Below are 21,557 nucleotides of genomic sequence, written 5' to 3'. Positions count from 1 at the left end.
TTGATGATTGACCTGGATCGAGGCAGCGCCAGCGAAATCCATGGGGACGACGACTTTGCCAGATGGGCTAAAAACAACCGTGGCAACCTGCTTCAGAGTTTCAATGACAGAGACAGGCAGGGAGGCCTAGATGCGCATTGGCCAAAGGCGGGCGAAGCTCTCGACAATTTGATAGGGGGAGAACGTGTCAACTATCGCGGATACAACAGTCCTGTCAGTGACATGTCGATTCCAGTTAGAGAGACATTCAATTACACAAGATCGTGGGGCAGCGATTATCAGTTGAAATACGGCAATTTAACAGCAGGTACTGACGCTAAGGAGGGTGCCGGTATTGCATCCAGGTACCAGGCTGTCAACGCAAAAAACGCCGCATGGGCAGACCGGACCGAGGTATTCGGCTCTGCGCAGCAAAACTGGAAATCGGCAAAGGAAAGTTGGGGTAAGACATTTGGCTACATACCGGTTGTCGGCAACGCTGGCAATGTTGTCTTCGGAATCCACGACAGCCGCCATGGCATGACGGCGAAACACCGCATTGGCGGCAATGTGGCCGCAGCAATATCGGGCCTGCAACTGGTGCACGATGTGGTACCAGGCGCGGCGGAATTGACGCTGGGCAAATCGCCTTCAGTATTGCGTTTCTCCAAATCCTACGATTCGGGATGGAAATATGATCCGAAAACGTCTGAATTCGCATTTACCCAACCTGAGCGTGTGAAGCCGCAGTCCCCCCGGCTCCAAGGTACGGGAATGAGTTCCAGCCCATCTGGGACTTCACAATCTGGTAGCGCCCACCTGAATCAGGGTATCGCGGCGGGAGGTACTGAACTGAAGCCCGAAGAAGCCTTACTCAGGCAACAGGAGCTTCAGCAACTGGTAAAAGAAAAATACTCGCCACCGTATCCGGCCATGCCCGCTGTCCGGACCCAGGAACAATCTGTGGAACTGAGAACAAGAATAGAGAACGGTTCAGGGCTCAAAGGCGGGGGTAACCGCACAAGTCACAACAACGGCAGCTCTGACACGGCATCATTCAAATCCCTGCAGGATCTACTTGACAAAACGGCTAAGATACAAAAAATTAAGCCTTTCTCTGTTGATTATATGTTGAAGCATGATGATCCTATTCCACCAAAAGTATATCGAGGTCACCGAGATCCCGCGTCAAGCCCGGAGCTGGTGGAGCAACATGGACTACAGACGGCACGCGGTGGCCCTGATGATTATTTAGCAGCGATTGTCCAACATACGTCCCGTTCCTCAGGATCTGCTGGACAAGTATTGTCGTTATCGGCCAATAAAAGCGTGGCTTTACGTTTTGCCAATGAAAAATATCCAGTCTATGAGATTGACACAACGCAGTCACCTAGCGCATTTCGAACTGTGACTGACATTCTCGTGAATGATGGTATGAGATTGGTGGAAGAAGGTAAAATTACGCAGGCGACGCTCGCCAATGCGATTCAAGTCAGTCAAGGAACTACAGAGCGGGAGATTTTTTATGTGCCCGGAGATATTCCCCCGACTTTAGTGACAGCAGTTAGTGCTCGAGGAAGTGGATATGCTGCCAGGCCACTGAAGAGGTCTTCTTGAGCATCGCGAGCGCCTTCTGGTGTTGACCCGCTTTCGTGGACACGCTCAAAACTTAACCACGTAACTGTCCACCGAAGCGGGTCACCCCCAACTTCCCGAAAGGTACCGATCTGTCGGTGTATTCACAGGCCAAGCTCAATGCCGTGGCGAGACGATTGAACGAGCGTCCGGGAAAGACGTTGGACTACGAAACGCCAGTCGAACGATTCCAGCAAACGATTCCAGCAAACTATTGCATCCACCGGTTCGCCCGTCGGGTTTTGGATCGATCTGAGACGGTCGCCAAAGATGCAACCGCTTTTTATCCACGCAGTGTCTTAGACAAGGCGTAAACTTGCGTCGAAACACTAACATTCATTTCTGTCCAGGATTTCCAGAGCGGATCACGCCCCCGCGACAGTTCCGTGACGGACCAGCGGGCGCGGCCACGTCGAAGGGAGTTGTAGGGAAAGAAAACTATAATGGCGCGGCCCGTTCACTTTCGGATCGGCAGCGTGATGTGTCCCTCTCATGCTCCGCAAGAGCATTGGGTGTCCTGACTTTCTGGCATCGGACCCCTTCTCCGCTCGAACCGATCCACCTTATTCAGCCATGCATACTCACTTCCGCTTTTCCTCCGCGGCTTTCGTGCTTGCGCTTGCGAGCGCACTTTCGGCATGCTCGACACCGAAGCCGCTTTACCAGCAAGAACAGTTCGACGCAGGCGATAGCCCCTATATGCACAAGTTCGCCGCGAAGGCAGAGCCCGCGTGCGAAGCCGCCCGCCGTGCGTTGCTCAGCCAGGGGTATGTCGCCAGTTCAACGCGGTCCGATTCGGTCGATGGCTCGAAAAATTTCCAGCCCACGGGCGATACGCACGCGGTGATCGAAATCCATGTGGTCTGTACAACTGACGACCCCAAAAGCAACAGCAGTACCGCGTACGTGAATGCGGTGCAGGATCGCTATGCGCTGAAGAAGAGCAACACGTCGGCGAGCGTCGGACTGAGCGTGTTCGGATCGCTCTCGCTGCCGATCGGCTCGAGCGATGACTCGATGGTGAAGGTCGCGAGCGAGACGATTCCTGCCGGCATTTTCTATCAGCGCTTCTTTGCGCTGGTCGACCACTACCTGAAGGCCGACTCCGCCCAGCCGGGCGCCGTTGCCGCCGCGGCAGCGCCGAAGGAGGCGCTGCCGTCGATGAACAACACGGTGCCGCCGGTCGGGGCAGCCCAGACTGGTAACGATTCAGAGAAGGCGGCGAGCGCCAGGTGAGCGTCGAGAGTATCGCCCGCTCGAATGTGGGCTCGGGCCGCCGAGGTCGTCAGCCCGGTCGCCAACGTCCGGCATAAAACGGCGTCACGCTCGCGCCGTCACAGTGCGGATGGCGCGACCCTCGAAGCTTGGCCGCGGCAAGTCTCCGCAGCAACGGTCAGGCTTGCATCCTTAGGCTTGCGGGCTCATAGGTGCGGCATATCAGTGACGGCGTGCGACGGCCCGAAGAAGGGAATCTCCGTCCTGCGTAATTCGAGGTCGCACGGTACCGCCGGCAAGCTGCTCCATGGCAACGAGCTGGCGTTCGAGCAGCGTGCTAGGTCCTGCCGTTCGGCAATATGGTCGGCCGAGTGCCTGACGAGCATCAATGTCGCAAATTCATGGGCGCAACCGCACAGGCGACCTCGCTGCGATGCCCGGCTAGGCGAAACGAAATTTCATGCCGGTCCGCCGCGACATCGGGCATCAGATCAATAACGTCCATGTTTTCCCCCTCCTGAATTCAGCTGCGAACCTTTGACTTCCTGTCTTCAATTTTACTGAACAGAGGGAAACAGGCCCGTGCAGCAGAGATAGCCGCCCGGACAACTCGCGGTGTAGATTCTGCCTGCCCCTGCTGGAGACAGGTTTGAGGTTGACGGGGATGCAGACGTCCCAGACGGTTAGTTGCATGTTTGCGATCGACACGGACCTCCAAGGGGTGAGGCTTTACAGGAGGCGCACATCAAGGAGCCATTGGAGGCGACGTCGCATACGACACGATCTGGCTCGTCGTGTTATCGAACGTCGAAATGCAACATCAGCGTCTGCGCTTGGGCCAGGTTGCGCAGCGATGTCGTCATCGCGACGAGCAATTCGGCTTGCTGCGTCGTCAGCGCATCAACGTTGACGCTCGCAGTGGACCCTGGGCTGCCGCCGCTGATGCCCGGGATCGAAGGCAGGCCGAACGCCATGGACGGCGATGCATAAACAGCGGAAACGAACAGCGATAGCGGAGACGGTCCGTGGCCTCCACATCATCGGAGTCGACGGCTTTTTCCATCGTCGTGTCGGACGATTCGATGCGCGCGACCTTGGCTACACGAGCATCGAACGACTTCGATTTCACCACTTCGCGCGCGGGAAAAACGAACATGATCGTGCTGCCGTTCCCGGTACCTGCTGCCGTTCCCGGTACCCTGACGCGACGCTGCCGATGTCGAATCGAGAATCGCGTCGACGGCCGTCTCGTTGATGTTGGCCCGCACCGCGTCGCGCAGCATGGGTGAAAGTCTGGAGGAACTGTTCGCGGGCCGTCATTTTGACCGCGATGTGATCATTCCGTGTGTTCGCGGGACCTGCGCTGCAAGCTTACCTGCGCGATCTGGTCGAAATGACGGCGGAACGGGGTTTGTTGCTGGCGCACCCGACGATCCTGCGCTGGGTGCGTCGCTTTGCGCCGGAATTCGTCAAACGGTGGACCGCTTTTGCAGGCCCACCGGCCAGTCGTCCATATCGACTATTTGCACCAGAGCCGTCGCACCGCGCCAGGCGCGCTGCGACGGAGTGAATCTGGCTTAGTTCAGGAAAAGATCGCTTCGATATCCGGCGACGCGTCCTCCACCTCGTCGAAGTTCAGTGTCGCTTCGATATGCTGCAGGTGTTCCAGCATGCTCGCCGCAGCCTTTGCCTCGTCATGCGCTTCAATTGCATCGATCAGATCACTGTGCTCGTGATGCGGGCACGCCGGGGCGTTGGGCTTGTCGTAAAGCGTGATAACGAGACACGTCAACGGCGCGAGTTCTCGCATCATCCGCAAGAGGATTTCGTTGCCGATCATCTCCGCAATCAGCACATGAAACTCGCCTGACAGCCGGATGATAGCGGGCCGGTCATTCTGCTTGCGCGCGTCACTTTCCTGTCGCACGTGCTTGCGTAACGCACGCACTTGCGCCGCCGTCGCGGTGCGGCTCAACAGCCTGGCCATTTCCGGCTCGATCATGCTCCGCGTGACAAATACGTCTCGCGCCTGCTGGACGCTCGGGCTGGCGATAAAGGCTCCGCGATTCGGCACAAGTTCGACCAGCCCCTCATGCGCCAGCTTGTTGAGCACTTCGCGAATCTTGGTCCGGCTCACGCCCGAGACTTCCGCGAGCCGTTCTTCAATCAATTTTGTGCCGGGTGCAAGGCGATGCTCAAGCACCGCCTTCTGGATGCGGCCATAGATTTCCTCGTTCGTAAACGGCGCCTTGGGCGCGGCAGCTTTACTGGCAGGCATGGAGGAGGCTCGGCTCAAAGGGCTTCTGGCAACTGGGAATGGATTGATGATAGAGCAATCACGGGCATTTTTGTACACAAAAATTCAATGAAGCTCTCGCATCGAAAATCATTCTAGCGAAGCAAACTGTATTTTTTGCATACAAATGCTCATCCGCGCTTATCGAGCCTGACAGTCTGAAGACCTCTGTAGCGGGCAACTTTTTTTGCCCGCGCAGCATCCCTTATCTGGTGCCGATGATTCGATTTTGGTGCGGCTGCGCACCATCTTCATGCGAGCACGCTTATCGTATTTTCCGCCATGACCTATTGACGTCCGCTCCAAAGAGGATACTCAGGGAGCGGCCGTTTCCACTCTCGAAAGCGCATCCTACATTGCATACAATCTAGTTTTTATTGCGTACAAATATGTCGATTTATGTTGGCACAAACTTTGCATTAGATGAATCCGGCAAGCATCTCTTTCCGGCGCGGCCCGCGGAAGCTACCCTTGAAATGGAAATCATGACGCAACGCACTCTGATTGGCATGTTGACCCCGTCTTCCAACACGGTTCTCGAACCGGTCACTTCGGCGATGCTCGCGGGCCTACCCGACATCAGTGCGCATTTCGGCCGCTTCCGGGTGACCCAGATCGCGTTGTCCGAGCAGGCGCTGGCCCAGTTCGACGACGAGGAAATTCTCGGCGCGGCAGGGTTGCTCGCCGACGCGAAGCTGGACGTAATCGGCTGGAACGGGACATCGTCGGGCTGGCTCGGGTTTGAGGCAGACGAGCGTCTGTGCCGCAGCATCACCGAACGCACCGGCATTGCCGCCTGCACCTCGGTGCTCGCGCTCAACGAGATCTTCTCCATGACGGGCGTGCATCGCTTCGGTCTGGTCACGCCCTATCGCGACGACGTGCAGGCAAAGGTCATCTCAACGTACGGCAGCGCGGGCTTCGAATGTGTCGGTGAACGTCATCTGAACAAGCAGGACAATTTTTCGTTTTCGCAAGTCAGTGCGGACACGTTGCGTGAGATGGCGCGTGAAGTCGCGAAGAGCAAACCCGACGCGATTACGATTTTCTGCACCAATTTGCGCGGCGCGCCGCTCGCTGAAGAGCTCGAAGCCGAACTCGGCATTCCGGTGTACGACACCATCTCGACGGTGGTATGGAAAGCGCTGCGGATGAGCGGCATCGATACGCGGCGCGTCACCGGTTGGGGCAGCCTGTTCAGGGAGGTTGCATGAGCGGCGCGGCGGCCTTCGACCTCGTGATCCGCAACGCGGATATCGCCACTGCGGCCGATCGCTTCACCGCCGACATCGGCGTACGCGACGGGCTCATCGTCGCGCTGGGCAGCGAACTGGCGCGGGGCGCCGGCGAGATCGATGCAGGCGGCCGCCTCGTCACTCCAGGCGGCGTGGATAGTCACTGCCACCTGGATCAGGACACCGGCGACGACAGCGTGATGGCCGACGACTTCCTGAGCGGTACGGTTTCCGCTGCCTGCGGCGGCACCACCACGGTAATTCCGTTTGCGTGCCAGCAGAAGGGAAAGACGCTGCGTGCGGCGATCGATACGTACCACCGACGCGCCGACGCCCGCGCAGTGATCGACTATGCCGTCCATCTGATCGTCACCGATCCCACGCCGCATGTCCTCGAACAGGAGTTGCCGCAATTGATCAAAGAGGGTTATACGTCGTTCAAGATCTACATGACGTATGACGCGCTCAAGCTGAACGACCGTCAGATAATCGAACTGCTCGCCTTGGCCCGCGTCCACGGCGCCATGGTGATGATTCATGCCGAAAACGCCGATTGCATTGCGTGGCTCACCGAAGCGCTGCTGGAGCAAGGCATCACCGCACCGATCGGGCATGCGCTGTCCCGTCCGATGCTGGTCGAGCGCGAAGCGACGCATCGCGCCATCAGTCTCGCGCAGCTGGTCGACACGCCCGTACTGATCGTGCACGTCTCCGGCCGCGAAGCGATCGAGCAGATTCGCTGGGCGCAAGGACATGGCCTCGCCGTTTACGCGGAGACATGTCCGCACTATTTGCTGCTGACCGAAGACATGCTCGAAGATGGCCCTCGCGGCTATCAATGTATCTGCAGTCCGCCGCCGCGCGACGAAGGCAATCGCCAGGCCGTCTGGGATGGTCTTGTAAACGGTACGTTCCAGGTGCTCTCCTCCGACCATGCGCCGTTCCGCTTCGACGGTCCGCACGGCAAGCAGGTGGCCGGCGAAAACCCACGCTTCGATCAGGTGCCCAACGGCATACCGGGTCTCGAGACGCGCATGGCCTTGCTGATGTCCGAAGGCGTGATGAACGGACGCATCGACATTCACGCCTTCGTCGCATTGACCGCAACCAATGCCGCGAAGCTCTATGGCCTTTATCCCCGCAAGGGTTCGATCGCAATCGGCGGCGACGCCGATCTGGTGATCTGGGATACAGATCGCGCCTTCACGCTCACCAACGATGCGTTGCACCACAACGTCGACTACACGCCGTACGAGGGTTGGCAGATGAAAGCGTGGCCAGCGCTGACGCTGTCGCGCGGTGACGTAGTGTGGGACGGCGTGCGGCCCAGCGGCACGCACGGCCGCGGCGAGTTCCTGCCGGCCTTGCGCCCGCAACTGGCGCAACCGCATCGGCCGCTGAACCCTCGCATTGACGCTCACCGGGTGCTACCGCGCTTTGCCTTTCCCGCCGTCTATCGCGAGTAGGAGTGCCTTTGCGGGCTCGCGCGGAACGCGCGGTGCTTTTCACCTTCGGCGCCGCTTTACACGCTGCATTTATAACGAACGTATAGTGATTTTCTCTGGAGAGCCTGATGTCCGAACGATTTTCGCGTCGCCAATTCCTCCAACGTGCTGGCGCGGGTGCAGCCCTGGTGTCGATCAGCCTGCCCCGCTTTGCGATGGCCGCCGGGCTCACGCTTGACGACATCAGGAAGGCCGGCGTGCTGCGCATCGGCTGCGAAGCGACCTATCCGCCGCTGACGTATCGCGACACGAGCGGCGCGATGATCGGCTACGACGTGGATCTGGCCAACGCGTTTTGCCGCAATCTCGGCGTCAAGGCGCAGTTCGTCGACACGGTCTGGTCGGGCGTGATTCCATCGCTCTACACAAAGAAGTTCGATCTGGTGATGAGCAGTCTGAGCTACACGGCCGAACGCGAAAAGCACGTGGACTTCTCCGTGCCTTACGTCGAGGCCTCGCAAGCATTACTGATTCGCGCGACGGATCAGAAGAGCGTCACCAGCCTCACCGGCATGAACGGCAAGGTGCTCGGACTCAAGCTCGGCTCGCCGGGCCAGATACTCGAACCGAAACTCGATGCCCAATTGAAAGCAGCGGGCGGCGTGGGTTTCAAGCAAGTGAAAACCTTCGACGACCATCCGGCCGCCTATATCGCGCTGGCAGAAGGCAAAGTGGACGGCGTGCTCAACACATTGCCGACGCTTGCGCTCGTCCTGAAGAATGCGCCGGGCAAATACGCTATCGTCAAGGGCATCGGCGCGGATAACTGGGCGGGCATCGCGGCACGTACGGATGACACCGCGCTGATCGGCTTCATTGACCAGCAGCTGCGCACGTTCAGGAAAGACGGCACGTTGCATACGCTGCAGCAGAAGTGGTTCGGTTTCGACATGAACTTGCCGGATGCCATTCCGGTGCTGTCCTGAGAGCGCGGCGTCCATGGACTGGAGCATTATCGTCATGGCGTTGCCGATCCTCGCGGTCGGCCTGCTCGCCACGCTCAAGGTTTGCCTCGCGGCAATCGCGATCGGCATCGTGCTCGGCTTCGTGCTGGGTTTCGGTGCGCTCAGCCGCTTCAGGGCGGTTCGCATCGCCGTGCTGGCGTATGTCGATTTCGTGCGCGGCACACCGCTGCTCGTGCAGATCTTTCTCGTCTATTTTGCGCTGCCCGTCATCGGCATCAACTTCAACGAGTACTGGGCCGGCGTCATCGCGCTCAGTCTGAACGCGGGCGGCTTCATCTGCGAGATCGTGCGCGCCAGCATGCAGTCGGTCGATCGCGGCCAGACTGAAGCCGCGCAATCCATCGGCATGCGTCACGGCCAGATCGTTCTGCACGTGCTCTTTCCGCAAGCGTGGCGGCGCATCCTGCCGCCGCTCACCAACGAACTGATCTCGCTAATCAAGGGTTCGGCGCTGCTGTCTGCGATCTCCGTGTATGAGCTCACGCACGCCGGTCAGGAAATCATCGCAACGTATTTTTCGCCGTTCGAGATTTTCCTGCTGATCGCCCTCTACTACTACGCGTTGATCTCGGCGCTGGCGTGGCTGTCGCGCTACCTCGAGCGGCGACTGCCGCAATACTGACTTCATGAGCTCGGGTTCCCGCATGTCTCCCACCGTTACCGCCTCTGACCTGCCCGCAGCGTCCGCCATGGACGCCGCCGCGCGCGCGCATGAAGGCGCAGTTGCACCGCTGCTGTCCATAGTGGGGCTGCACAAGCGCTTCGGCGACAAGGTCATCTTGCCCTCCGTCTCGCTGGAGGTCGAGCACGGCGAGACCGTGGTTCTGATCGGACCTTCGGGTTCGGGCAAGACCACGCTCCTGCGCTGTCTCAACTTCCTGGAGAGACCGGACGGCGGCACGATCCGCCTTGGCGGCCAGCGTATCGGGCTGTCGGAGCACGGCCGCGCGCTGCCCGAAGCCGAACTGGCGCGGCAACGCAGCCGCTTCGGTTTCGTGTTTCAGCGCTTCAACCTGTTCGCGCATCTGAGTGCGCTGGATAACGTCGCCGCCGGCCCGCAGCGTGTGCTGGGACTCTCGCGCGATGCGGCTCGCGCTCGCGCACAAGATGCGTTGGAAAAAGTCCACCTCGCGCAGCACGTCAACAAACGGCCCGCGCAACTCTCGGGTGGCCAGCAGCAACGCGTGGCGATTGCCCGCGCGCTTGCGATGGAGCCGCAGATGATCCTGTTCGACGAGCCGACCTCAGCGCTCGACCCGGAACTCGTCAACGAAGTGCTCGACGTGATGCGCGATCTTGCCACAGCCCGAATGACGATGATGGTCGTGACACATGAAATGAGCTTCGCGCGCAACGTCGCGCATCGGGTTGTCTTCATGGATGCCGGCGCGATCGTCGAACAAGGTACGCCCGGCGACGTCTTCGGCCGTCCGCGCGAAGAGCGCACCCGGCGTTTCCTGAAGCATCTGCACACCTGAACCGAACCGGACCACCTGACTGATGACTGTCCCACCTATCGAGCTTGACCTTGACCTTTTGCTGCACGGCGCCACCGTCGTGACGATGGACCCGGCTCAACCGCTGCTGAACGACGCGGCCATCGGCATACGCGGTAACCGCCTCGCCTTTGTCGGCCGCGCGCAGGATCTGCCGGCGCAGACACGCGCGCGGACCACGCGCCGGCTTGACGGACGCGTGATCGTGCCGGGCTACGTGAACGTGCATACCCACGCCATTCTGACGATGGTGCGCGGCGTGGCCGAAGACCTGGGCTTCGCGCCCGCCTACACGCCCGGTATTCCGCACGGCCATGACGTGCGCCCGGACGAAGCCGTCGCGCTGGCGCGTCTCGGCGCACTAGAAGCGATGCTGTTCGGCTCGACGCTGATCAACGACAGCTACGTCCACGCAGACCTGACCATGGAAGCCATGGCCGAACTCGGCCTGCGTGTGTATTCATGCGGCCGCCTGCACGACGTCGATTTTTCCGGGGTCGCGGACGGGCGTTGGGAATACCATGCCGCGACCGGCGAGCGCACGCTCAACGACGCGCTGGCGCTCGCCGGCCGCTGGCATCGCAAGCACAACGGGCGCACCGGCGTCCAACTCGCCGTTCACGCGCCCGACACCTGCTCCGACGACTTTCTGCGTCTGATTGCCGACGCAGCACGCACGCATGATCTGGGCGTGACGACTCATCTCGCGCAAAGCCGTACCGAAGTCAGCGTGGTGAAGCAGCGTTCTGGCAAAAGCCCCGCGCAGCTGCTCGACGAGGTCGGACTGCTCAACGAAAGGCTCGTGGCGGCGCACTGTCTGTATCTGGACGATGACGACATTGCACGCGTCGGACGGGCCGGCATCACGGTGGCGCACATCCCCAAGGGCAACGCGACGGGCGGCACGATGGCGCCCACGCCGCGTCTGCGCGACGCCGGCGCGCGCATTGCATTAGGCACCGATAACATGCACGCCGATATGACCGAGGTCATGCGCTGGGCGCTGGCCATTGCGCGCATCCAGTTGGGCGAAGTCTCGGCGGACTGGCAGCCCGCCAATGCGCTCGCCATGGCGACGTGCAACGGCGCGCAGGCCATGGGCCTCGGCGACGAACTCGGTTGCCTCAAGACGGGCTGGCTGGCAGACCTCGCCGTGTTCAATTTCCAGCGCGCGCATCTGACACCGCACCCCAATCCGTTGGGCACGCTGGTACACACGGGACTTGGGCGCGATGTCGAAATGGTCATCGTGGACGGGGAGATTGTGGTGGACGGCGGCGCCCCCACCCGTTGCGAGGCCGACGCCGTGATCGCCGCTGGAAAGCACGCCGCCACGCAACTCTGGAAAAGGGCAAGCGCATGAGCACCCCGCACAGTGTCGTTTCGCAGTCGAAGCACGGCGCAGCGGACGCCGACCTGGCGGCTTCGCAAGCACGCACCTCGCAAACCGGCGCCGCCGTGCAGATGCGCGGCATCGGGCATCGTTTCGGCGCCGTGCCGGTAATTGAAGACGTCACGCTTGAAATTGCCGCAGGCGAACTGGTTGCGTTGCTCGGCCCATCGGGCTGTGGCAAGAGCACCCTGTTGCGCATCCTTGCCGGTCTGCAGGTGCAGTCCGAGGGCGAAGTGCATATCGGTGGGCAACGCGTGGACGGCCTCGCGCCACGCCAGCGCGGCGTGGGCATTGTCTTCCAGAACTACGCGCTGTTTCCGCACATGTCGGTCGCCGCCAACGTCGCCTACGGTCTCGAAGCCAATGGCGTCGCGCGTCGGGATGCCGCCCAGAAGGCCATGCAGATGCTCGAGATGGTGCGCATGGAAGCATTTGCGAAACGCCATCCGCGCGAGTTGTCGGGCGGTCAGCAGCAACGTGTGGCATTGGCCCGTACGCTTGCCGTCGAGCCGCGCATCCTGCTGCTCGACGAGCCTTTTGCGGCGCTGGACAAAAACCTGCGGCTCGATATGCAGATCGAAATCCGGCGTCTGCAGCGCGAACTGAACATCACGACCGTGATGGTGACGCATGATCAGGAAGAGGCCATGAGCATGGCCGACCGCGTCGCGGTGCTCAATCGCGGGCGGCTCGAACAATACGACCCGGCGGTCGCGATCTACGATCAGCCCGCAACCCCCTTCGTCGCCACCTTCGTCGGCACGGCGAATCTGCTGCCGGTCACCTTGCGCGTGCACGGCAACCAGTGTCTGGCAATCTTCGACGATGGCGCCATGCTGACCGTTGCTCAGCCCGGCCCGTGGCGCGATGCCGGCGCGGCGCTGCTGGCGGTTCGCCCCGAGCAATGGGCGTGGCAGTTGCCGCAGCCCGGCGCCAGCGCGCGTCAGCTGCTGGCTACAGTGCAACTGGCGATGCCGATCGGTCCCACGCTGGTGGTCGATCTGCAGATCGATGCCGGACATACCGTGAAGATTTCCGTGCCCCGCGCAGAGGGTGCCGACTTGCGCCCGGGCATGCGTGTCGCGCTCGATTTCAAGCCGGGTGCGCAAGTGCGCACGTTCAATGCGGCGCAGCCCAGTACCGCAGGTGTTTAGCGCATGGTGACGAACGTCCTGGTCCAGCGCGCCGCCCGCTTCGTTATCGCCGGTTCATCCTGTTCAACTATCCATCTAGAGGTCCTATGTCGCTGATCGATCACCAACGTCGCAAGCTCCTGCAACTGATGGGAGCAGCGGGGGCCGTCGGCCTCTCGCTCGGCAGCCCGCTTGCCATGGCTGCGTCCGCATCCCTCGCCGCCACCACGTTTCCCGGTGCGTGGGAAGAGTCACAACGCAAGATCCTGTTGCCCGCGTTTCGCAAGGCTGCGGGCGTGAGCGCCGTGCTCACCGCATCGCAAGCGGTCGACACGCTGACCAAGCTGGTGGCCGCGCGCAACAACCCGCCGTTCGACGTGGTCATGATGGACGAAGGGCCTTACCTCCAGGGCATCGCGCAAGGCATGTTCCAACCCATTCCGGCAGCCCGGGTGCCGAACCTGGCGGATCTGCCCGCGCACTTCATCGACCCGAAGGGTCTGGGCGTCTATGTGTCCGCGCAGGTCTATGGCATAGCGTACAACACGGAGCGCGTGAAGACCGCGCCGAAATCCTGGAATGATCTGCTCAAGCCGGAATTCAAGGGCCGCGTCGGCCTCGTGAGTCTCGACTCCACATTGGGCACGGTATGGATGGTGGCGCTCGCCAAGATGCTGGGCGGGGATGAAGATCACATGGACCCGGCGTTCGATTACATCAAGCGGCTGATGCCGAACGTTGGCGCGGTTGCCGCCAATCCGGGCGCACTCGGCACGCTGTTCCAGCAAGGTCAGGTGGATATTGCCTGCCACTACATCAACAACGTGGAATCGCTGAAAGCCAAGGGCGTGCCGGTGGCGCTCGCGCGCCCCGAAAGCAATTGGGGCATTGTGCGCAGCACGATGAACATCGTGAAGAACACCCAGGCGGCGGATCTTGCCGCCGCGTATATCAACACCGCGTTGAGCGTCGAAGTGCAGCAGCAGATGACGAGCGCGCCCTACTACGTCGCGCCAACCAACACGAAGGTGCCGTTTGGCGCAGCGCTCGCCGCTGTCGCTCATAACGCCAATGACATGACGTCCTTCGTGCAGGTCGACTGGGCACGAATCAATCCGCGCCGCGCTGAATATATCGACCGTTTCAACCGCCTGGTCAAGGTCTGACGCATCATGAACGCGAATCACCGGATGCCGCGCGACTGGCTGCTCGTGCTGCCACTGGGCCTGTTCTTCATCGCGTTCGTGGGCGTGCCGCTCCTGCTCGTCGCGCTGATCAGCCTGCACAACGACACAGCCATGACGCATTTCGGCATTCGCCAATACATGGTCTTCTTTGGCGACAGCTACAACCGGGGCATCCTCTGGCAAACGCTCTGGCTCGGTGCGGCGACCACGCTGGTGACGATCGTGCTCGGCTATCCGGTGGCGCACCTGTACGTGGTGAGCCCGCCGCGCTGGCGGCGCGTGCTGATTGTGCTGATCCTGCTGCCGCTTTTGACGAGTTCCGTGGTGCGCACCTTTGCGTGGGTCGTCATTCTCGGCAATGAAGGGCTGGTCAATGCGCTGCTGATGGCGCTCGGGCACACGGGCCAACCGGTCAGGCTCCTGTACACGCCGCTGGCGGTGATCCTCTCGCTTGCGCAGATCGAATTGCCGTTGATGGTGTTGCCGCTCGTCACCACGCTCACTTCGCTGGATACGCGCTTGTCCGAGGCGTCGCATGCGCTGGGCGCCAGCAGCTGGCGCACCTGGTGGAAGATCATAGTGCCGCTCGCCATGCCGGGTTTGCTCAGCGGAACCCTGCTGGTGTTTACCGGCGCGGTCAGCGCGTTCGTGGTTCAAACCCTGGTGGGCGGCGGCCAGCTGATGTACATGCCGTTCTACATCTACGAACAGGCCATCCAGACGCAGAACTATCCGTTTGCGGCGACGCTTGCCATGATTCTGCTGGTGAGCGTGCTTCTCGTGGTGACTCTGCTCAACTATTTCGGCCGCAAGACCAGAGGGTTTGTCCATGGCTAAATCCACGCTTGCCGCGCCGGGCGTCATGCCGGCGGGCCGCACCCAGCCGGGTCGCCTGTCTTTCAATGCAGTGATGGGCCTGATGGGCGGCATCGGGCTGTTGATGCTGATCGGGCCCACGCTGATCGTACTGGTGACATCGCTCACGTCGGGTTACTCGTTGAAGTTTCCGCCGCCGGGGCTGTCATTGCGCTGGTATCAGGCGCTGCTCTTCGATTCGCCGGAGATCATGGACGATCTGCTGTTGAGCCTGAAGCTGGCTGCCGCTGCAACCGCCTGCGCGACCGTGCTGGCGGTCGCTGCCGCGGTGACGCTCGCGCGCCGTCGCACGTTCGGCGCGCGACTGCTCGATTCGTTTTTCATGGCGCCGCTGACCATTCCGTCGCTGGCGCTGGGTCTGGGTATCCTGATCCTGTTCAACCTCGAAAGCGCGGGGCTCTCGTTCTACAGTCTGCTTGCCGGACATATCGCGCTGTGCGCACCGTATGTGCTGTACACGACGTCGGCCAGTTATGCGCAACTGGATCCCGCGCTGCTCGACAGTTCGACGTGCCTCGGCGCGAGTAGCTGGTTCACGTTTCGCCGTGTCGTACTGCCGGCGCTGGTGCCGGGCGTTGCGTCGGGGGCGTTCATTGCGTTCATGAATTCGTTCGACAACGTCGCGCTGTCGCTGTTCCTGTCGGACGCGAGATCTGAAGTGTTGCCCATCCATCTTTGGCACATCATCGAAGACAGCCTCGACGTGCGGGCGGCCGCGGCCTCGGGCGTACTGATTATCGCCACCTTGATTTCCATGCTGCTGATGGAGCGGCTCGCCGGCTTGTCGCGGCAGTTTCGCTAGCCGCCGCAGTCAACCCCTTCCTTCGATCAGGCAGAACCGTGCGCAAGATACTTTCCAACGTCAGGGCATTACACGGCACCGAACAGCGTTATGAGCCGCGACGCGTCGACGTCGTGATCGAAGGCGAGCGCATCGCCGCCATCGTGCCGGGCGGCAGCGCGACCGACGGCGAATGCATACCGCTCGACGACTGCGTGCTGATGCCGGGGCTCATCAACGGCCATCAACATTCGCACGAGCATTTTCATAAGGGACGGCTCGAAAACCTGCCGCTCGAGTTATGGATGCACTACGTGCGCGCGCCGCGCCCCGTGAAGCCGACGCCGCGCCAGGTCTATCTGCGAACGTTGATTGGCGCGCTCGAATCGCTGCGCAGCGGCACAACCACGCTCGTCGACGACGTGAGCCTCGGTCAGGCCATTGACCCCGCCGCCGTCGACGCGATCTTCCAGGCCTACGAGGACGCGGGGATTCGCGCGCTCGTGGGGTTCTCGATGATGGATCGGGCGATCGTCGATAACTTCCCGGAGGTGGACAGCATTTTCCCGTCCCCGTTGCTTGCGCAACTGCGTGCGCAGCCGCGACCCTCTCCCGATGCGTTCTTCGCGCTGCTGGAAAGCGAGCTGGCGCGTCACCATCCCCAGCACGACCGTGTGGGCATGCTGATCGCCCCGTCCGCACCGCAGCGCTGCACGCCGGAATTTCTCGCGCGATGCCGCGAATTCGCCGACACGCATGATCTGCCGGTCATCATCCACGTTCAGGAAACCCGTTTGCAGGTGGTAACGGCGCAAGCCTTCTACGGCAAGTCGATGGTGATGCGCCTTGCCGAACTTGGATTTCTGCGGCCGGGCACGTCGCTGATCCACGCGGTCTGGTTGTCGGATGCGGAGATCGCATGTCTGGCTCGATCGGGTGCGAGCGTGCAGCACAATCCATGGAGCAATCTGATGCTCGGCTCGGGCGTTCAACCAGTGCGCGCGCTGCTCGATGCGGGCGTCAACGTGAGTCTCGGCTCCGACGGCTGTGCGTCGACGGTCACCGTCAATATGCTCAACGTGCTTGGCAGCGCCGCAGCGGTATCGAAGATACGCGGCGACGATTATTCGCGCTGGTTGTCCGCAGCGGAAGCGCTGCATGCGGGGACCATTGGCGGCGCGACGGCGCTCGGACTCGGCAGCCAGCTCGGTGCAATCGAGCCGGGTTATCGCGCCGACCTGGTCGCTTACCGGACTGACGCGATCAGCTTCACGCCGCTAACCGATCCGGTGCGGCAACTGGTGTATGCCGAGCGCGGCGCCGCTATCGACAGCGTGTTCGTTGCGGGCGAGGCGGTCATGCGGAACGGACGACTCACGCGCGTCGATGAAGGCGCGCTGCTGCGAGAGATCAATGCCGCTTATGAGGCACTGGGCGCGGAGTTCGACCTCGCGGATGAATCCGTCGCGCCGCTGCGCGCGGAGATGGAGAAGGTCTACGCGCGCGCCCAAGCACTGCAGGCCAACTGGCAACCTCATCCGGCGAAACTGGCCGGGTGACGACAATTGACTCCCGCACCCCAGGCAATCCAGATGTCCGCTGGTACTGGGCTCGCAACGCGTAGCTTTGCCGGGCCGCATACGTTGACGTACACATTGCGGATTTCGTCCACCTGCAATCATTCAATGTCATTCTGAGGGCCCGACGGCACACGTGATGTTTGACAAGCCAACACTGGACACGAACAAAGGCCCCGCCTATCTCGCGTTGGCCGACGAACTGATTCGCTACGATACGACGAGCAGCCGTTCGAATCTCGGCCTGATCGAAGCGATCCGAGATCGCTTTCGAGCCCATCACATAGAAACGCTGCTGGTCTATGACAGGACGAAACAAAAAGCAAATGTGTTCGCGACATTGCCGGCCTTTACCGGGTAAACGAACGGCGGCGTCGTGCTGTCCGGGCACACCGATGTCGTTCCCGTAACCGGCCAGAACTGGTCAAGCGATCCGTTCGACCCGGTCATCCGCGGCGATCGACTCTACGGCCGCGGCTCGTGCGACATGAAAGGCTTTATCGCAGTGACGCTCGGCCTGTTGACCGATATCCAGAAGCGCCGGCTACGCGAGCCTCTTCATTTCGCCTTCTCTTTCGACGAGGAGGTCGGCTGCCTTGGTGCGCCCCTGCTTCTGGCTGAACTTGCGGAACGGGGCATCAGGCCTGCTGGCTGCATCGTCGGCGAGCCGACCAGCATGCGCCCCGTCGTCGCCCATAAGGGCAACAACGCCTACCGGTGCTGCGTAAAGGGCGTAGCCGCCCATTCGTCGCGTACGCCGAGCGGCGTCAACGCGATCGAATACGGAGCATCTGCAACCCGCGCGTGGTCGAGCGTGAATTCGGGGTAACGGCCGTCGCACATCTTGACGATCTCGGTCTGCTCGGTCCGTCACTGACCCTCGGCCATGGGGTGTGGCTGACGGAAGAGGACATCGAAATGATCGCGCACACAGGAACTTGCATCTGCCACAACTGCAGTTCGAATCTACGCTTGCGAAGCGGCGTCGCGCCGCTGAATGCGTTTGCCAGGCATGGCGTCATAGTGGGTATGGGTCTCGACGAAGCCGGTATTAACGACGACCGTGACATGTTGCAGGAGATGCGCCTCGCACTGCGCGTACACCGCACGCCGGGAATGGACGACGACGTGCCGACTTGTCCGCAGATACTGAAAATGGCCACCGAAGACGGCGCTCGCACCACGCCGTTCGGCAAGCAAATCGGACGCCTCAAAGCCGGACGCCTGGCCGATCTCGTGCGGATGAACTGGAAGACGGCCACGTATCCCTATCAGGACGACAACATTCCGATGCTGGATGCACTCATGCAGCGTGCCAAAACGAACGCCGTCGATACGGTGAGGATCGCTGGCGAGGTTGTGTATAACGAAGGTCGCTTCACGCGCGTGGATCGTGATGCGATCCTGCGTGAGATCGAGCAGATGCTGGCGAAACCGCGCGCCTCGCAGGATCAGGCAAAGCGTGAATTGGGTTCAGCGGTGTTTCCCTACGTGAAGGCGTTCTACAACGAATATTTTGCCCAGACGCCCAAGCGCGAGCCCTTCTATGCTCCCTCGTCACGAACCTGATCCGAAGACTGACGCCCCCGATGTCCTGACGACCATGTCGCCAGTTTCGGCCGCCCCCAGTCCGTCGATCGGAGTGTCCGTTGAAACGGGTCGACCTCGGTTCAACTGCTGGGTATCAGCAAGTCAGTATCACTCCCGTGAGGCGAGGCTAGCCGCCGTTCGGGTGTAAGCGGGTTAGCGTTGCTGCCAGAGCCGCATTGAGTGGGGACGGAACCGCCACTCAACGGTCTGTTTCCGGGACGGAGGCTAGCATGCAAGACGATACCTCATTGTACGTAGGCTCGACGTTCCCAAGGGTTCGGCCTCGGTAAGGTGCCGCTGGATCGTCGCGCGCACTCATGCGTGGCTGCACGGCTTTCGCCGTCTGCGTGCGCGATTGGAGCGCCGCACAGACATCCATGAAGGGCTCCTCAAGCTCGCCTGTTGCCTCATCTGCTGGCCAACTCTTCAGCGTCCAGAACAGTCTTTTTGATTGCGCTCTAAAAGAACACAATAACCGCTGCCCGGCGAACCCGCACGATACGGAAAGCGCTGCGATGCCGCTATGGGCGATGCAGTCGGTAATTACCCATTGACGCAGGTGCCAGCAGGCGACCAGAATCATCGGAATCCAGTCACGAACCGTCCATCGATAGTAGCCACCACGAACTTCGGGCCCTGATCTTTGCACAAGGAGATATTCATCATGACAACGCCGTGCATCATCTCTGTCGCAATCACCGGGTCGTTGCCCCGCAAGAAGGACAACCCAGCGGTTCCGGTTACTGTGAGTGAACAGGTGGAATCCACGCAGGCAGCATTCGAAGCTGGTGCGACGCTCGTACACTTGCACGTTCGCAACGACGACGAAACACCGAGCTCGGATCCCGAACGATTTTCGTTGGTCCTCGACGGCATTCGTAAGTACGCCCCCGGCATGATCACACAGATATCAACCGGTGGCCGGTCCGGGGCTGGCCGCGAAAGAGGCGCGATGTTGTCGTTACGTCCGGATATGGCTTCACTCGCGACGGGATCCGTCAACTTCCCGACACGGGTCTATGACAACCCTCCGGATCTGGTCGAGTGGCTTGCAGAGCAAATGAAGACCTACAAGATCAAACCCGAGATCGAAGCTTTTGATCTGTCGATGATCTTTCAGGCAGTCGCCATGCAAAAAACGGGCAAGATTCCAGGACCGCTGCATCTGCAGTTTGTGATGGGCATCAAGAACGCGATGCCCGTTGACCGAGAGGTATTCGATTTCTACGTTCGCACGCTTCATCGACTTGCGCCCGACGCTACTTGGACCGGCGCGGGAATCGGGCGCGACCAGCTCACACTTGTACGCTGGTCGCTTGAAATGGGCGGACATTGCCGCACTGGGCTGGAAGACAACGTGCGCCTCGACAAAAATACCTTGGCCCCTTCCAATGCTGCACTGGTGAAACAGGTTGCCGATCTTTGCGGTGAATATGGACGTACGGTCGCAACGGTAGCTGAAGCGCGAGCCCTTTTGCAGTTGACACCTTGATTGATCCCCACGGCACATGCTCCACGGCGGCGGCCGGCTTGCCGTCGCCACCGCTGGGCCAGACGTCTCACGCCGTGTGGATGACACACTCGACCCGCTGCCGCGTTGGCGAGTTCACCGGCCCGGCAAAGGCTCATATCGACCTACGGCTTTGTCACGTTGACGGGGGTACGACAAACCAACGCAAAACCGCGACCGCTTCCCGGGCATCGGACGGACCTTATCCAGGGTGATCTGCATCCGCGGCGTGTTCCACGCAATTACGAGGTTTGTCAGCAATGTCAACGGATCGGATGGGTGCGCTGGAATTCAACCACGCGGTCGTTTGCACGCGGAAGCCGACCGGGCATCTCAAGCAGGCGCATTGCCGTCGAAATGTGCGTGTTCCGTCAACCGTTCAGGAAACGGCTCTGTCAATGCCCACCGTAATTTCCCCAGAAGGGGGTGCGGCATAAATCTTGGACTACTTGGAGGTAGTCCATGTACTCGTACGAAGACCGCATTCGAGCGGTTAAGCTCTTCATTAAACTCGGAAAACGCATCGCAGCTCCCATTCGGCAGTTGGGTTACCCGACAAAAATGCTCTCAACAGCTGGCATCGAGAATTCGAGCAATGTCCTGATTCTGCCGGCTGGCTATGTGCACTCGAGGCCGAAGTACTCGGCCGAACAGAAGGGCCGCCGTCGAGCATTACCTGAGCCATCCGGGACGCGGACGCTCGCGGCCTGGCTTGATGAGCTGCACTCTGAGACCAGGGAACGCGTTGTCGGCAAAGCTGGGGGCGTATCTCAGCCTCCAGAGTTGAACCGGGCCGCAGTCATCGAGTTGTGCACTCAAGAGGAAAGTGCGCAAGTGGTTGCTCAAAGGATAGGCGTGAGCAGGCCGACTTATACAACTGGAAAAATAAGCTACTCGGTCGTGAGGTTCGGGCATCCATGAAACGCCACAACGATTCGCCGCAAGCCCCTGAGCGAGCAGAACTGGAGCGGCAAGTCGAATCGCCGGTTCTGGGTGTGATGGACGTGAGCGGCATCAGCGCTGTCGCGGCTGCGAAGGTCGGTGTCAACTTCCATACCGTCTAAGCGTCTGGCGGCCATGGGTGAAAGATTCGCGCGTGGCCCGTTTCACTAGAGTCACCGCCCTGCCAAGCAGCGCAAGAAGTGTCACTGTGGCTGGTGATCCCTCCTAGGTTCTTTCGGGGA

Annotated in this window: 16 protein-coding genes and 6 pseudogenes; 20 read left to right on the top strand and 2 right to left on the bottom strand. The window is 60.9% G+C overall.

What is annotated here, in order from left to right; all coding sequences use genetic code 11:
• From PQR02_RS20595 to PQR02_RS20585, 3 genes and pseudogenes are all read left to right on the top strand, one after another.
• Positions 1-1,596: hypothetical protein (locus PQR02_RS20595; RefSeq protein WP_408234932.1), on the top strand; the 1,596-nt coding region annotated here is incomplete at its 5' end.
• 92 nt (positions 1,597-1,688) lie between these two features.
• A pseudogene (locus PQR02_RS20590) lies at positions 1,689-1,817 on the top strand (IS30 family transposase); the annotation flags it as partial.
• Between the two features lie 370 nt (positions 1,818-2,187).
• Positions 2,188-2,793, top strand: a pseudogene (locus tag PQR02_RS20585) (DUF2242 domain-containing protein); the annotation flags it as partial.
• 833 nt (positions 2,794-3,626) lie between these two features.
• On the opposite strand, the gene PQR02_RS20580 reads toward PQR02_RS20585, so the two are convergent.
• Positions 3,627-3,803: a hypothetical protein gene (locus PQR02_RS20580; RefSeq protein ID WP_408234929.1), complete on the bottom strand. Its 177-nt coding sequence runs from the start codon at positions 3,801-3,803 to the stop codon at positions 3,627-3,629.
• 307 nt (positions 3,804-4,110) lie between these two features.
• Between PQR02_RS20580 and PQR02_RS41040 the strand changes: the two are divergent.
• Positions 4,111-4,351, top strand: a pseudogene (locus PQR02_RS41040) (IS6 family transposase); the annotation flags it as partial.
• Positions 4,352-4,411: 60 nt separating this feature from the next.
• On the opposite strand, the gene PQR02_RS20575 reads toward PQR02_RS41040, so the two are convergent.
• The gene (locus PQR02_RS20575) at positions 4,412-5,185 is read right to left on the bottom strand and encodes a GntR family transcriptional regulator (RefSeq protein WP_408234926.1); all 774 of its coding nucleotides are present in this window, start codon (positions 5,183-5,185) and stop codon (positions 4,412-4,414) included.
• A gap of 425 nt (positions 5,186-5,610) precedes the next feature.
• On the opposite strand from PQR02_RS20575, the gene PQR02_RS20570 reads away from it, so the two are divergent.
• The 16 genes and pseudogenes from PQR02_RS20570 to PQR02_RS20495 all read left to right on the top strand — a co-directional run.
• Entirely contained in the window at positions 5,611-6,339 is a 729-nt protein-coding gene (locus PQR02_RS20570) for a maleate cis-trans isomerase family protein (protein ID WP_408234923.1), read from the top strand.
• Positions 6,336-7,826, top strand: a complete 1,491-nt coding sequence (hydA, locus tag PQR02_RS20565) for a dihydropyrimidinase (RefSeq protein ID WP_408234920.1) — start codon at positions 6,336-6,338, stop codon at positions 7,824-7,826. The genes PQR02_RS20570 and hydA overlap by 4 nt, the downstream gene beginning before the upstream one ends.
• 107 nt (positions 7,827-7,933) lie before the next feature.
• Positions 7,934-8,791 (top strand): transporter substrate-binding domain-containing protein, encoded by an 858-nt coding sequence (locus PQR02_RS20560; protein ID WP_408234917.1) that lies wholly within the window; start codon positions 7,934-7,936, stop codon positions 8,789-8,791.
• A 13-nt stretch (positions 8,792-8,804) separates the two neighbouring features.
• Complete coding sequence (locus PQR02_RS20555) at positions 8,805-9,452, top strand: amino acid ABC transporter permease (protein ID WP_179737643.1); 648 nt, start codon at positions 8,805-8,807, stop codon at positions 9,450-9,452.
• A 22-nt stretch (positions 9,453-9,474) separates the two neighbouring features.
• A complete protein-coding gene (locus PQR02_RS20550) occupies positions 9,475-10,308 on the top strand; it encodes an amino acid ABC transporter ATP-binding protein (protein ID WP_408234913.1) in 834 nt (277 codons plus the stop codon).
• Positions 10,309-10,330: 22 nt separating this feature from the next.
• On the top strand, positions 10,331-11,689 hold the full coding sequence (locus PQR02_RS20545; RefSeq protein WP_408234910.1) for an amidohydrolase family protein: 1,359 nt from the start codon (positions 10,331-10,333) through the stop codon (positions 11,687-11,689).
• Positions 11,686-12,873 carry an ABC transporter ATP-binding protein gene (locus tag PQR02_RS20540; protein ID WP_408234907.1) on the top strand — a complete coding sequence of 396 codons (1,188 nt, stop codon included), beginning with the start codon at positions 11,686-11,688 and terminating at the stop codon, positions 12,871-12,873. Before PQR02_RS20545 ends, PQR02_RS20540 begins: the two co-directional genes overlap by 4 nt.
• Before the next feature lie 86 nt (positions 12,874-12,959).
• Positions 12,960-14,018 carry an ABC transporter substrate-binding protein gene (locus tag PQR02_RS20535; RefSeq protein WP_408234904.1) on the top strand — a complete coding sequence of 353 codons (1,059 nt, stop codon included), beginning with the start codon at positions 12,960-12,962 and terminating at the stop codon, positions 14,016-14,018.
• A gap of 6 nt (positions 14,019-14,024) precedes the next feature.
• Complete coding sequence (locus PQR02_RS20530) at positions 14,025-14,876, top strand: ABC transporter permease (protein ID WP_408234901.1); 852 nt, start codon at positions 14,025-14,027, stop codon at positions 14,874-14,876.
• Entirely contained in the window at positions 14,869-15,717 is an 849-nt protein-coding gene (locus tag PQR02_RS20525) for an ABC transporter permease (protein ID WP_408234897.1), read from the top strand. The genes PQR02_RS20530 and PQR02_RS20525 overlap by 8 nt, the downstream gene beginning before the upstream one ends.
• Before the next feature lie 38 nt (positions 15,718-15,755).
• Positions 15,756-17,255, top strand: coding sequence for an amidohydrolase family protein (locus tag PQR02_RS20520; RefSeq protein ID WP_408234894.1), 1,500 nt, complete (start codon positions 15,756-15,758; stop codon positions 17,253-17,255).
• Positions 17,256-17,412: 157 nt separating this feature from the next.
• Positions 17,413-18,063 (top strand): annotated as a pseudogene (locus PQR02_RS20515) (M20/M25/M40 family metallo-hydrolase); the annotation flags it as partial.
• Positions 17,991-18,842 (top strand): amidohydrolase family protein, encoded by an 852-nt coding sequence (locus tag PQR02_RS20510; protein WP_408234891.1) that lies wholly within the window; start codon positions 17,991-17,993, stop codon positions 18,840-18,842. The pseudogene PQR02_RS20515 and the gene PQR02_RS20510, both read left to right, overlap by 73 nt.
• Before the next feature lie 316 nt (positions 18,843-19,158).
• Positions 19,159-19,314 (top strand): annotated as a pseudogene (locus PQR02_RS20505) (IS5/IS1182 family transposase); the annotation flags it as partial.
• Between the two features lie 213 nt (positions 19,315-19,527).
• Complete coding sequence (locus PQR02_RS20500; protein WP_408234888.1) at positions 19,528-20,355, top strand: 3-oxoadipate:acetyl-CoA acetyltransferase; 828 nt, start codon at positions 19,528-19,530, stop codon at positions 20,353-20,355.
• A gap of 480 nt (positions 20,356-20,835) precedes the next feature.
• A pseudogene (locus PQR02_RS20495) lies at positions 20,836-21,356 on the top strand (transposase); the annotation flags it as partial.
• Positions 21,357-21,557: the final 201 nt, after the last annotated feature.

It is taken from the genome of Paraburkholderia sediminicola (genome assembly GCF_046026895.1).
Classification (GTDB): Bacteria; Pseudomonadota; Gammaproteobacteria; order Burkholderiales; family Burkholderiaceae; genus Paraburkholderia; species Paraburkholderia sediminicola_C.
This window is presented reverse-complemented; position numbering and strand designations above follow the sequence as displayed.

Coding starts and splice junctions, on each gene's coding strand:
- PQR02_RS20580 (WP_408234929.1), bottom strand. CDS start 3,803: ATGGCGTTCGGCCTGCCTTCGATCCCGGGCATCAGCGGCGGCAGCCCA.
- PQR02_RS20570 (WP_408234923.1), top strand. CDS start 5,611: ATGACGCAACGCACTCTGATTGGCATGTTGACCCCGTCTTCCAACACG.
- hydA (WP_408234920.1), top strand. CDS start 6,336: ATGAGCGGCGCGGCGGCCTTCGACCTCGTGATCCGCAACGCGGATATC.
- PQR02_RS20560 (WP_408234917.1), top strand. CDS start 7,934: ATGTCCGAACGATTTTCGCGTCGCCAATTCCTCCAACGTGCTGGCGCG.
- PQR02_RS20555 (WP_179737643.1), top strand. CDS start 8,805: ATGGACTGGAGCATTATCGTCATGGCGTTGCCGATCCTCGCGGTCGGC.
- PQR02_RS20550 (WP_408234913.1), top strand. CDS start 9,475: ATGTCTCCCACCGTTACCGCCTCTGACCTGCCCGCAGCGTCCGCCATG.
- PQR02_RS20545 (WP_408234910.1), top strand. CDS start 10,331: ATGACTGTCCCACCTATCGAGCTTGACCTTGACCTTTTGCTGCACGGC.
- PQR02_RS20540 (WP_408234907.1), top strand. CDS start 11,686: ATGAGCACCCCGCACAGTGTCGTTTCGCAGTCGAAGCACGGCGCAGCG.
- PQR02_RS20535 (WP_408234904.1), top strand. CDS start 12,960: ATGTCGCTGATCGATCACCAACGTCGCAAGCTCCTGCAACTGATGGGA.
- PQR02_RS20530 (WP_408234901.1), top strand. CDS start 14,025: ATGAACGCGAATCACCGGATGCCGCGCGACTGGCTGCTCGTGCTGCCA.
- PQR02_RS20525 (WP_408234897.1), top strand. CDS start 14,869: ATGGCTAAATCCACGCTTGCCGCGCCGGGCGTCATGCCGGCGGGCCGC.
- PQR02_RS20500 (WP_408234888.1), top strand. CDS start 19,528: ATGACAACGCCGTGCATCATCTCTGTCGCAATCACCGGGTCGTTGCCC.